9 protein-coding genes are annotated in these 12,510 nt (G+C 42.7%); 8 read left to right on the forward strand and 1 reads right to left on the reverse strand.

What is annotated here, in order from left to right; translation table 11 throughout:
• The 8 genes from KHZ77_RS00105 to KHZ77_RS00140 all read left to right on the forward strand — a co-directional run bounded on the left by KHZ77_RS00105 (window position 1) and on the right by KHZ77_RS00140 (window position 10,512).
• A complete protein-coding gene (locus tag KHZ77_RS00105) occupies window positions 1–771 on the forward strand; it encodes a TatD family hydrolase (RefSeq protein WP_295194442.1) in 771 nt (256 codons plus the stop codon).
• Window positions 772–979: 208 nt separating this feature from the next.
• Window positions 980–2,518, forward strand: a complete 1,539-nt coding sequence (locus KHZ77_RS00110) for a Ppx/GppA phosphatase family protein (RefSeq protein ID WP_295194444.1) — start codon at window positions 980–982, stop codon at window positions 2,516–2,518.
• 12 nt (window positions 2,519–2,530) lie between these two features.
• Window positions 2,531–4,081, forward strand: coding sequence for a phosphatase (locus tag KHZ77_RS00115; protein ID WP_295194446.1), 1,551 nt, complete (start codon window positions 2,531–2,533; stop codon window positions 4,079–4,081).
• A gap of 3 nt (window positions 4,082–4,084) precedes the next feature.
• Window positions 4,085–6,232, forward strand: a complete 2,148-nt coding sequence (locus KHZ77_RS00120) for an RNA degradosome polyphosphate kinase (protein WP_295194448.1) — start codon at window positions 4,085–4,087, stop codon at window positions 6,230–6,232.
• Window positions 6,233–6,898: 666 nt separating this feature from the next.
• A complete protein-coding gene (locus KHZ77_RS00125; protein ID WP_295194450.1) occupies window positions 6,899–7,906 on the forward strand; it encodes a 3D domain-containing protein in 1,008 nt (335 codons plus the stop codon).
• Between the two features lie 196 nt (window positions 7,907–8,102).
• Window positions 8,103–8,642: a ribonuclease M5 gene (rnmV, locus tag KHZ77_RS00130; RefSeq protein ID WP_295195097.1), complete on the forward strand. Its 540-nt coding sequence runs from the start codon at window positions 8,103–8,105 to the stop codon at window positions 8,640–8,642.
• A gap of 10 nt (window positions 8,643–8,652) precedes the next feature.
• Window positions 8,653–9,522 carry a 16S rRNA (adenine(1518)-N(6)/adenine(1519)-N(6))-dimethyltransferase RsmA gene (rsmA, locus tag KHZ77_RS00135; RefSeq protein WP_295194453.1) on the forward strand — a complete coding sequence of 290 codons (870 nt, stop codon included), beginning with the start codon at window positions 8,653–8,655 and terminating at the stop codon, window positions 9,520–9,522.
• 135 nt (window positions 9,523–9,657) lie between these two features.
• A complete protein-coding gene (locus KHZ77_RS00140; protein WP_295194455.1) occupies window positions 9,658–10,512 on the forward strand; it encodes a polysaccharide deacetylase family protein in 855 nt (284 codons plus the stop codon).
• A 260-nt stretch (window positions 10,513–10,772) separates the two neighbouring features.
• On the opposite strand, the gene KHZ77_RS00145 is transcribed toward KHZ77_RS00140, so the two are convergent.
• Window positions 10,773–12,377, reverse strand: coding sequence for a peptide chain release factor 3 (locus KHZ77_RS00145; protein ID WP_295194457.1), 1,605 nt, complete (start codon window positions 12,375–12,377; stop codon window positions 10,773–10,775).
• Between the last annotated feature and the right edge of the window lie 133 nt (window positions 12,378–12,510).

A 12,510-nucleotide genomic window follows, 5' to 3' on the forward strand; every position in this document is an offset into this window, starting at 1 on the left:
ATGCGTTTATTTGATACTCACGCGCATATTAATGACGGTCGTTTCGATAATGACCGCACGCAGATGCTGGTTTTATGTTTTGAAGCGGGCGTAGAATACATTATGTGTCCCGCTGTTGACCGTGAGACAGCTGAGTCGGCTATTGCATTAGCCGCTCAATATGATCAGGTGTACGCCGCAGTAGGCGTGCATCCTCATGAGTCGAAAGACGTAACCGCCGACGATTATGATTATTTCAAGGATCAGGCTCTTCATAATGATAAAGTAAAAGCTATCGGTGAAATCGGACTGGACTATTACTATGACTTTTCCGATAAAGAAACACAGATGAAAGAGTTTATTTATCAGCTTGAACTGGCTCGCGAAGTGAATTTGCCGATTATTATCCATGACCGTGATGCACACGGCGACATTATGGATACGTTAAAAACACATGGCAAAGGGAACTTCGGCATTTTCCACTGTTACTCAGGCAGCTGGGAGATGGCCAAAGAGTGCATTAAAATGGGGTACTATATTTCCTTCGCCGGCCCAGTAGTTTTTCCTAATTCTACGCGGTTGAAAGAAGTGGCGAAAGAGGTTCCGTTAGATCGAATTTTAATCGAAACTGATTCTCCATATTTGACTCCGCCTCCATTCCGAGGCCGTCGAAATGACCCAAGTAAAACACAATTTGTGGCGCAGGAAATTGCACAATTAAAGGGTATGGATGTGGATGAATTCGCAGCCATTGCACTTGAAAACGGTAAGCGTATATTTAATATTAAGTAGAATTTTAAAATTAATATTGTGATTCAATTAACACCGTAACGGTGCAGTTTTACAAACAATTTTACAAATACTTTACAATTAATTACTGAAAATTTACTGTACAAAGCTCTCTTACTTTAATATAAAAGTAAGAGAGCTTTTTCTTGAAATAATAGACTACTTTATGTAAGATTAAAGTATATATTATTGAAGTGGAAAGGATGAAAACATGAAACGTGTTTCATTTATAGATTTAGGTTCAAACTCGGTACGGTTTGTTATTACTGAGATTAAAGATAGCGGCAGCTATCAACTGATTTACCAACAGAAAGAAAGTATTCGCCTTAGCGAAAATATGTGGGAGAACAATATGCTTACGCCGGAAGCAATGGATCGGGCGATTGTAACATTAAAAGCATTTTCCCATATGGCGGAGGCCATGGACAGTGATGAAATCATTGCCGTGGCAACGGCGGCAGTTCGTTTGGCCAATAACGGCAACGAATTTATTGATTTGGTAAAAGCGCAGACCGGCATCGATCTTGTATGTATAGACGGGCTGGAGGAAGCGCGATTAGGGTTTTTAGGGGTAGTTAATACAATCGGTTTAGATGATTTCATCCTCTTCGACCTGGGTGGTGCCAGCGTGGAAGTGACACTTGTAAATAATCGTGCCATTGTGGAATCTGTAAGCTTGCCAATGGGTGCGTTAACGTTGACAGGCGAGCATCAGAAAGGCAAAGAAATTACTGAAAAAGAGCTTAAGGGAATGCTCGATACAATTCAGAAACATTTAAAATCGCAAAAATGGCTTAAAAATCAGAAACTGCCTTTAATCGGTATTGGCGGTACAGCTCGTAACCTGGCAAAAATAGACCAACGATCTCATAATTATCCGGTTACGAAGTTGCACAATTATGAATTATCCTTTGAGCGATTAGAAGCGATTTATGAGTCGGTTTGTTCGAAGAGCTTGGCACAGCGCCGTAAGATTAACGGTCTGTCTCAGGAACGTGCGGACATCATCGTAGCCGGTACGGCCGTTATCCGGGAGCTCATGCTCTACACGGATTCACAGATTATGATTGTCAGCGGCTGCGGTTTGCGCGACGGTTTATTCTACAAGTATTATGGTGAACATTATTTAAACCCAAGCGGTATTATCGACGATATTTTAACTCATTCGGCGGAAAATATTCTGCTCGGTATGAATAAAATAGATTTAATTCACTCTAAATATATTGCTAAATTTAGTAATGTATTATTCGAACAATGGGCTAAAGAGTACGAATGGCCGGAACGCATGAAGGCTTTGTTAAGTGTAACAGCGCTTCTTCATGATATAGGCAAAGTCGTTAACTATTACAGCCATGTTCGACACAGTGCCTATATTATTGCCAACAGTAATTTATATGGATTGTCGCATCGTGAACAGGCCATATGTGCTGTTATTGCTTCCTATTCACATGGAATCAATACGAAATACATGAGAAACTCGCCGTATATTCGCCTCATTACAGAAGAAGATAAGCCGATTATTAATCAGGTGTCCCTTCTTTTGGCTTTGGCGGAAGCCATTGACGAAAGTCATGAGCAGTCTGCCGTATCAGTAAATACAGAGTTTACCGCCGAAGATATTATTGTGAATGTGTGGACTAAAGCCAATCACAATATGTCCATGGCGGATGTGATGATCAGTAAACTAAGCAAACAATGTAAGAAAGATTTTAACAAGAACTTAATCGTAAAGTGGCATGAATCCCTATAAGGAGGGCATTGTATGGTTAAAAGGAATCCGCACTTATTTGGTATTATCCATTTAGGTGCCAGTAGTATGAGTATTACCATTGTTGAGTACAGTTCGATTGATAAGGTTAAAGTTATTGAATATGCCTCAAAGGACGTGCCTTACGGTGAAGAAGTGTTTCACAGTAAACGTCTGTCCTTTAAAACAATTGAAGAAATCTGTCGCTTGCTGAAAGGCTATAAACGACTGATGGAAGAATATGGTGTAACAGAGTACAAAGCGTACGCCACCGCCATAGTCAGAGAGGCGGAAAACCGTCTGAGCATCTTGGATCAGATTTACATCCAAACCGGCTTCGAAGTAGAAGTTGTAGATATGCCTAAGGAAATTTATTACAAATACTTTGGTCTTTACTATCGCATGATGAGACAAGGTCTTACTGATACGGAAGATGCCGCTTTATTCCTGGATATTACATCCGGTGGTGTGGGTGTTACCGTATGGAAAGGCGGGGCCCTGTTGTTCCAGGAAAATGTGCATTTAGGTACATTGCGCGTTATGGAGTCCTTTAATCGTAATCAGCGTTCTTCCTTATCCTTCCCTGATGCGGTAGGTGAGTATCTGCACAGTATGCTCTCGCCGGTACAGGAAGAAGTAAGCCGCTTCAATGTTAAATATATTGTGTTGTCCGGTGATGAAGCCCGTGAAATTGCAGGCCTTATGGGCTTTGTGGCCAATGACAAGGAAACATTGTCATTGCTGCCTCAGCAATTTGAGTCTTTCATTGAAAGCTTCCACGGCATTTCCGCTACGAAGCTGGTAAACCGCTACGGGCTGGAAGAATTCCGCGCCAATATTATTATGCCGACTATGGTATTGTATAAAGAACTTCTCAAAATGGTTCAGCCGCAATGTATGCTCATCAGCGGCTCCAGCTTTGTGGAAGGGGTAATTTTATACTATGGTTCTGAACAGGCACCGAATAACTACTTCTACATGATGCGCGAACAGAATATGCAGTTGGCCCGCGCCATTGCACGCAGCTACGAAGTGGATGAGCGTCACGCACGAGAAGTGGAGCGCTTTTCCCTTCAATTGTGCGACACCTTGGTAGAGCATGGCATTACGGACCGTATGACATTCATGATGCGCATTGCCGCCATTTTGGCAGAAGTAGGTAAATTCGTAAGTCTTAGAAATCACAGTGAACATGCGTACCATATTATTATGGGCACTGATTTGTTCGGCCTGTCCGATCGCGAAAAAGAAGTGGTGGCCAATGTAGTGTTCTACCATTATAAAGGCACTCCTAGCAATGATGATGAAAACTTCCGCAAGTTGAACAGTTATCAGAAAATCTATGTTATGAAACTGGTTGCTATTCTTCGCTTGGCCCGTGCCCTTGATGTAAGTCATAAGGGCAAAATTAGCCGCATAGCTCTGAAACATAAAGAGAAAGAGCTGGTAATTGAGGCTTATACAGATCAAGACATATCGTTGGAACGCTGGACCTTCGAACGTGAAAGAGAATATTTCAGCGAAATTTTCGGTTTAGAAGTTAATCTTAAAGTAGGAGGTAAATAAAGCATGTTTCAAGACCCAACTTATTATTTTAACCGGGAACTTTCTTGGTTAAAGTTTGATCAGCGTGTATTGAAAGAAGCTGTGGATACGACCAATCCGTTATTGGAACGTTTGCGCTTCCTGGCTATTACAAGCTCAAACTTGGACGAATTTTTCATGATTCGTGTAGCCGGACTTCGCCATCAGGAAGAAAACGGAATTATTAAGTATGACGCGGCACACATGGATGCAACAGAGCAGTTGAAAGAAATTAATGAATCCTCCAAACGTCTTGTGCGTGTGCAATATACGTATTTACACCATGTATTGCAACAGTTGGAAAAAGAAAACTTATGCTTTGTTAAGCCGTCCGATTTATCTGACTCCCAGCTCGACTGGCTGCGTCAATATTTTGAACAGGTTGTATATCCGGTAGTAACACCGCTCGCTGTGGACTCGGGCCATCCGTTCCCGTTCTTGGCGAATAAAACAATGAATACAGTAGTACAAATTAAGCGTTCTGAAGCGGCTCTTAAGCGCTCCGAAGAAAACGGAGAAGTGGAAGTTGACGAAGATATGGGCAATAAAATTGCCATTCTTCCTATTCCATCTGTACTTAACCGCATCGTGGAAGTGCCGACTGAAACAGAAAAACGCTATTTCATCTACTTGGAAGATATTATTACATACTACTGCGAAGCGTTCTTCGTAGGGTATGAAATCTTGAAGAGCATGACATTCCGTGTAACTCGCGATGCTGACTTGGAAATTGATGAAGAAGAAGCACAAGACTTGTTATTGGAAATGGAAGAATCTCTTCGCCGTCGTCGCCGCGGTGCGGCTGTTCGCCTTGAAGTAGTAGGCGAAGGGGACGACGAACTGCTTAACTTCATTCTTGTAAGTTTGCAGTTAAAACCGGTGGACGCATTTAAAGTAAATGGTCCGCTCGACTTATGTATGTACTTCGGATTCTGCGATATTCCGGGCTATGACCACTTGCGCTACAGTCCATTCGAACCTTGCGAACCGGCTGATTTGGTAGGTCATGAAGACGAAAGCATTTTCGACATCATTCGTCGTCAGGATATTTTCGTACATCATCCGTTTGAAACATTTAAAACTGTAGAAGATTTCGTAGCACAGGCTGCGAATGATCCTAAAGTGTTGGCTATTAAACAGACACTCTATCGCGTAAGCGGTAACTCGCCGATTATCTCCTCCCTTGTAAAAGCGGCCGATAACGGCAAACAGGTTACAGTACTCATGGAAGTTAAAGCTCGTTTCGATGAAGCCAATAACATCCTCATGGCTCGCCGTTTGGAAAAAGCGGGCTGTCACGTAATCTACGGTTTGAAAGGTCTTAAAACACACTCCAAGATTACCATGGTTGTACGCCGCGAAGATGATGCTATCCGCCGTTATGTTCACTTGGCAACAGGTAACTATAATGGTAAAACAGCACGTCTTTACACTGACTGCGGTATCTTTACCTGCAATGATCAGTACGGCGAAGATGCGTCCGCATTCTTCAACTTAATTTCCGGGTACTCTGATCCACCAATTTGGAATAAATTTATCGTAGCGCCACTCAATTTGCGCGAAAAGATTATTGCTCACATTGACGAAGAAATCGAATGTGCAAAACGCGGTGAAGACGCTTACATCATTGCAAAGATGAACTCCTTATTGGACCAATACGTAGTAGCTAAGCTCTACGAAGCATCCTCTCAAGGCGTTAAGATCGACTTAATCGTTCGCGGTATTTGTACCTTACGCCCGGGCATTCCAGGTGTAAGCGAAACGATTCAGGTTCGCTCCATTGTAGGTCGTTTCTTGGAACATCATCGTCTGTTCTACTTCCGTCATGGCGGTAAAGACGAAGTATTCTTGTCCAGTGCGGACTGGATGCCTCGTAACTTGAACGAACGCGTGGAATTGATGATTCCAATCGAAGAAAAACGTCATAAGGAACGCATCATCAACATTCTGAACCTGTACTTGGCAGATAATCAGAAAGCTCACATTATGAATACAGACGGTACGTACCGTAAGGTTGTATCCCGTGATAACAAGGTATCCGCTCAGTCCGCCTTGATGAAAGAGGCAAAACAGGCCAGCGATAAACCGAAACCTACTGTAATTGAGCGCATGGAGCCGATGTATAAGAACTAATGAAGCTGTAAGGCTGCATATAGGCAATACCATAAAGCGTATTACCTTATATGGCAGTACCGACTAAGCTCATTTCAGTATAAAAGCTTAAAAAATCGGTTTAAAAGCCAATAAAAATAATATAAAATTCAAAATACTCTCTTTGAAAGTCCTGTAATTTGTCGTTACAGGACCGTAAAAGAGGGTATTTTTTATGCCTTTATAATACACGATTCGTTTAAAAATGAACGGCGGAATACTGCGAATATGAAAGAATAATAAAAGGGGGATTATTGAGGGCAAAGTTGTCTCTTTTAAATTTATCAAAAATATTGATGTCAGATTGCAATTAATTTTAAATGAGAGTTGCTATCAAATACTTATTTAAGGGAAACGGAGGAAATTAGAGGTAGTGAAAACGCCCTCATAGCCTTACTTTTTAGAAGCCTTAAAAAATAGGCTAATTATTACCAAAAGGAATAATACAATAAAACGCCGTATTCAGAAAAAATTTTAAAACTTTGAGTTTGCTTCGAAATGTACATATACAGTGGACACAGCGAAAAGGATTAGCAAATCATGAATAAATGAAGAATGCGTTAAATACTATACTCTTGCTATTACACAGACTGTTTGTTTGACGTAATATATCCCTATGTGGTAGAATGGCAAAGCAGGAGGGATTAGATGACAAAATATCTAGGAATTCAGAAGAGTAATATTATGACTCTTGCAAAGCGTCATGTATTTCTAATTCTGATACTCTTAGCAGTCGTGTTTGTCACTGTTTCCGGTTTTGCATGGAACGAGAAAACCGTTACCATTCATGCGGACGGTCAAACGCAGATTGTTAAGACACACCTCAACTCAGCGGAGGGAATTTTACGCGATGCCAAGATTTCGCTCAATCCTAAAGATGCTGTATTATTAAGTACGGCAGCTTTACAGAATGGCACAGAATTAACTGTAGTCAGAGCATTTCCTGTAAAAGTAACTGTTGACGGCAAAGCGCAGACAGTCATGACTGTGCAGACAACAGCCCAAGGCTTAGCTGATGAGTTGGGATATAAGGCACCTAATTATGTACCATTAGAGGATGGTAAGACGCATCTGACTTCAGGTAGCGCGATTACCATTGCTCGTGTAACAAGTCGTTCTGTAAAAAAATATGAACAACCGATTGAAATTCAGGTTATTCGAGAACGCGACGACACTATGAGACAAGGCGACGAAGTAGTTGCTCAACAAGGTAGTGCCGGCGTTGCAGCAGTAGAAGAAGAAATTTTCTATCAAGATGGAAAAGAAATAAAACGACAAATCATCAATCAGAATGCAATTAAACAGATGGTACCGACTATTATTAAGGTAGGAACTCGAGAAGCAGTTGTTGAAACATCTCGAGGCGCTGTGCGTTATCGCGAGGTGCTTACTATGGAAGCGAGCGCGTACATCGCTACCGACGGTGATGGTCGAGGCATCACTGCTACAGGCATGGTAGCAAGACGTGGTGTAGTGGCCGTTGACCCTAATGTGATTCCTTTAGGAACACGCCTTTACATTCCCGGATACGGCATGGCCGTAGCGGCGGATACAGGCGGCGCGATTTTAGGTAACCGCATTGACCTCGTAATGGATTCCTATGGGGAGGCCATGGAGTTTGGTCGACAGTCCATTGAAGTATACGTACTTCAATAGTTACTAACACTATGTATAGGCTGATGAAAGTCTAAGCATAGTTACATGGCATATGAATGTCCGTAAGGGCTTTCATAATACAGTAACTGAGCAGTTAAAAACTTATTAAGATAAAGGAGCGGTAAGCCGATTGTGGTTTACCGCTCCTTTATTATTTGGTAGAATAGTAGAGATGAAAATGAGAAAGGATAAGGCCATGTTAAAAGAAGTATTAGTAGTGGAAGGTAAGTCTGATGTACAGCAGATTGCGAAAGCCATAGAAGCCGACTGCATTATGACGGAAGGTTTTACATTGCGAAAAGCCGTGATTAAGCAGATTCAGTATGCTTATGAGAAACGAGGAATCATCATTTTGACAGATCCCGATACGGCCGGTGAACGCATTAGACGTTTTTTAAGTAAAAAATTCCCAAACGCCCAACATGCCTTTATTCCTCGTGAGGAAGCGACGGCCAATAATGACATCGGTGTGGAACAGGCCTCGAAAGAAGCCATTTTAAAGGCATTGTCGAAGGTTCACACACAGACGATGGAGTCGTCCGAAGAATTTACCATGCAGGATTTAATCAGATATGGATTGACCGGACGGCCTAACAGCGTAGTCCGTCGTAATGCGTTAGGTGCCGCTCTCGGCATAGGCTATGGAAACGGAAAACAGTTTTTGTATCGTTTAAATCATTATGGAATCAGCCGTGAAGACTTTGAATCACAGGCGGAACAATTAGATAAGGAGTAAATCATTGAGTATGTTAGAATCTGTAATCGCCAGTCCTGAGGTTGTACATTATATATGTAAACGATTCGGGATCCACATGAGTAAAAAGTTGGGGCAGAACTTTTTAATTTCCCGTCATGTGGTGGATGATATTATTAAAACGGCCGAATTGCTGCCGGGCGAACCGGTCTTGGAAATCGGCCCGGGCATCGGTACACTTACGCAGGGTCTTGCGCAGAGCAAAGCGGACGTAACGGCCGTAGAATTGGACCGCCGCTTATTGGAAGTATTGGATACGACCTTGGCGGACTATAAGAATGTAAAGATTATTCACGGAGATATTTTAAAAGTAAATATTCCGGAAATTATGAACCACAAACCGTTTAAAGTGGTAGCAAACTTGCCATACTATATTACGACGCCAATCATCATGTCCTTGTTGGAAATGAAATTACCGATTGAGCGCCTCGTTGTGATGGTACAAAAAGAAGTGGCTGAGCGCATGGTGGCACAGCCGGGCACAAAAGCCTATGGGGCGTTGTCTGCAGCGGTTCAGTACTATACGGAGCCATCCATCGCTTTTGACGTATTGCCTAAGTCATTCTTGCCGGCTCCTGAGGTAACCAGCTCCGTTGTATGCTGTAAACTTCGCAAAGAGCCGCCTGTAAAAGTTGACGAGGAAGCGATTTTGTTCCGCGTTATTAAAGCCGCCTTTGCACAACGCCGTAAAACCTTCAGCAATACTATGAAGACGACCGGTCTCAGCAAAGAACAGATCGATGCGATTTTACAGGAAGCGCAGATCGAAGGCAATCGCCGGGGTGAAACGTTTACCTTGGATGAATTCGCCGCCATTGCCAATGCGTGGAGCCGATTATATCGTCAGTCTGCAGACGCGTAAGTAGTGAAAGAAAATAAATATATGGGCAAATTATTTCTGATTGACTTGATTTGCAGTTGATATATAATAAGATTATTATATTAAAAGAAGTACACCAAGGTTGGTTGTTACATATTCAGGTGAAGTTGGTATCTTATGAAACAGCGTAGATTTCTTAAGGGAATTTTAGCCGCATTAGGCGTGTTAGTTGTATGTATTGGGATTTATTTGTTTGGGTGCTGGAGCACGGCCGGTGTTTATTCTGTGCGCGGCGTACCTATATTAAATTATCATCAAGTAAATGATGTGAACCTTTCGCCGTTGACGATGCGCACGTGGGATTTTGAAGCGCAAATGCAGTATTTGGCGGACAACGGATACCATACAATTACGATGGATCAGCTGAATGACTTTTTAGAAAAAGGGACAGCTTTGCCGGATAAGCCGGTGCTTATTACCTTCGATGACGGGTATGAAGATAATTATACAAATGCGTTGCCGATTTTAAAGAAATTCGGCATGAAAGCTACGGTGTTTATGATTGCCGACTCAATCGGACAGCCGCGCTTCATGAATGAAGAACAGCTTCGCGAGATGGAAGCGTCCGGTATTACCATCGAATCGCACACCTATTCGCATAAGGATTTGCGTACCTTGTCTGATGCAGACGTAAAACGTGAATTGACTTTGTCTAAATCAATTTTAGAAACAGCATTGCATCATCCTATTAAGTACATCGCCTTTCCACAGGGATTCAGCGATAAACGCATCGAAGCGTTTACCCGTGAAGCAGGGTATCAGTTGGCCGTAACGGTAGAGGCGGGGAATGCGAAACGCAGTGAGGACCGCTACAACATTCCGCGTGTTGCTATCTTTGAAGGCATGAACTCATATACTAGCTTTACGTGGAGACTTCACTACATCGAACTTATCGACGCCACCTGGGAATTACGAGACTCCTTGCGAGATCATGGATTTACGTATTTAGCCGAACATGTGCCGCTGTTTTAAGGTGAATCTGAGGTCTGACGTTATGAGACCGTTCAGCTTATAAAAGAGACTGTCTATTTTATAAATAGAACGTATTTGGCATCATCAATAAAGAACTGAATACTTTATAAAAATAAAACCTATAAGTAATAAAAAAGAGTTCAATCTCCTGTGAGATTGAACTCTTTTCTTATATGTAAGCTTTACCACTGTGGTCTATGCAAGCCTTAGTTTAGTATCTGTGGTCTATGTAAGCTTTAGTGCCGAATGCTTATATGGGTCTATTCATTATCCAAATGGTCATTTAAAGACGGAGTTTTCAAGAATGTTACGTCAGGGTTGCGTTCTTCGACCCAGCCCATTTGCCATTCGTTGCTGATTAAGATAACGGTGCGGTCGCGGTTGTCTTTTACGACCATGGCGTTGTCGAGACCTTTTAAGGTTTTAATATCCACATTGCCTTTGATCCAGCGGGCCACGCTGTATGGCAGGGAATCGGTTACCGGTTCTACGCCATATTCATTGCGGAGACGATATTGAAGCACTTCAAATTGAAGCATACCTACAGCACCTACAATGAAGGAATCCAGTGAATGCGGCTGTTCGAAGATTTGAACTGCCCCTTCTTGTGCCAACTGTGTCATGCCTTTTTGGAACTGCTTGCGTTTCATCGTATCTTTTGGACTTACGCGGGCAAAGAATTCAGGCGGGAACACAGGGAAGTCACTGAATGTGAGCTTATGGTTCGGTGCGCACAATGTGTCGCCAACGCCCATAGTCCCGGCATCGAATACACCGATAATGTCGCCCGGATAAGCTTCATCAATGATAGTACGTTCTGTAGCCAGGAACTGTTGCGGCTGTGCCAGACGAATCTGCTTGCCGGACTGACGATGCAATACGGACATGCCTTTTTCGAACTTGCCGGAACAAATACGCATGAACACGATGCGGTCATGATGGTTTGGATTCATGTTGGCCTGAATTTTGAATACGAAGGCGGAGAAGTCTTCGCCGGTCGCTTCTACAGTTTCTTCCAAGGCCTGACGAGGAGCAGGGGATGGAGCTAAATCGAGGAATTTTTCCAAGAACGGTTTAACGCCGAAGTTTGTCATGGCGGAACCGAAGAACATTGGTGTCAATTCGCCACTGCGCACTTTTTCGAAATCAAAGGCGTCGCCGGCCACATCGAGAAGCTCAATGTCATCGATTAGAGACTGATGAACTTCTTCACCCAAGAGTTCTCGGAATGCAGGATCATCTACGGACTCCTTAGTGGAAGCCAATTTCTTCTGACCGTGAGTTTCGTCTTTAGCGAACAAGTCTACTGTATGAGTAGCTCGGTCATAAATGCCCTGATACTCGCCGTTAATCCCTACAGGCCAGTTCATAGGCACTGCACGGATACCCAAGGAGTTTTCAATTTCTTCCATCAAGTCGAACGGATTGCGTCCGAAGTGGTCAATTTTGTTGACGAAGGTAAAAATAGGAATACCGCGTTCTTTACAAACAGCGAAGAGTTTCTTTGTCTGCGCTTCCACGCCTTTCGCCACGTCAATCAGCATGACAGCGCTGTCGGCCGCCATAAGTGTACGGTACGTATCTTCAGAGAAGTCCTGATGGCCCGGTGTATCCAAAATGTTTACACGGCAACCGTCATAGTCGAACTGAAGCACGGAACTTGTTACGGAAATACCACGTTGTTTTTCAATTTCCATCCAGTCGGACACGGCGTATTTCTGTGTTTTACGAGATTTTACAGAACCGGCCAAATGAATAGCACCTCCGTATAGGAGGAGTTTTTCTGTTAATGTTGTTTTACCCGCATCCGGGTGAGATATAATGGCAAACGTACGACGACGTTTTACTTCTTCCAGAAAAGTCATGTTGTCACCTCGAAAATAATAAATATCTATCCTTAAAATTATATACTACTGAGCCCTGTTTTGTCATTAAGAGATGTTTGTGTACTGTTCGTATCTTGTTGAGATTTGATGTATTGCGGTTACGTTTACGGCC

This window comes from Veillonella sp. (assembly GCF_018364065.1).
GTDB lineage: Bacteria > Bacillota > Negativicutes > Veillonellales > Veillonellaceae > Veillonella_A.

Coding starts and splice junctions, on each gene's coding strand:
- KHZ77_RS00120 (WP_295194448.1), top strand. CDS start 4,085: ATGTTTCAAGACCCAACTTATTATTTTAACCGGGAACTTTCTTGGTTA.
- KHZ77_RS00140 (WP_295194455.1), top strand. CDS start 9,658: ATGAAACAGCGTAGATTTCTTAAGGGAATTTTAGCCGCATTAGGCGTG.
- KHZ77_RS00145 (WP_295194457.1), bottom strand. CDS start 12,377: ATGACTTTTCTGGAAGAAGTAAAACGTCGTCGTACGTTTGCCATTATA.
- KHZ77_RS00125 (WP_295194450.1), top strand. CDS start 6,899: ATGACAAAATATCTAGGAATTCAGAAGAGTAATATTATGACTCTTGCA.
- rnmV (WP_295195097.1), top strand. CDS start 8,103: ATGTTAAAAGAAGTATTAGTAGTGGAAGGTAAGTCTGATGTACAGCAG.
- KHZ77_RS00105 (WP_295194442.1), top strand. CDS start 1: ATGCGTTTATTTGATACTCACGCGCATATTAATGACGGTCGTTTCGAT.
- KHZ77_RS00110 (WP_295194444.1), top strand. CDS start 980: ATGAAACGTGTTTCATTTATAGATTTAGGTTCAAACTCGGTACGGTTT.
- KHZ77_RS00115 (WP_295194446.1), top strand. CDS start 2,531: ATGGTTAAAAGGAATCCGCACTTATTTGGTATTATCCATTTAGGTGCC.
- rsmA (WP_295194453.1), top strand. CDS start 8,653: ATGTTAGAATCTGTAATCGCCAGTCCTGAGGTTGTACATTATATATGT.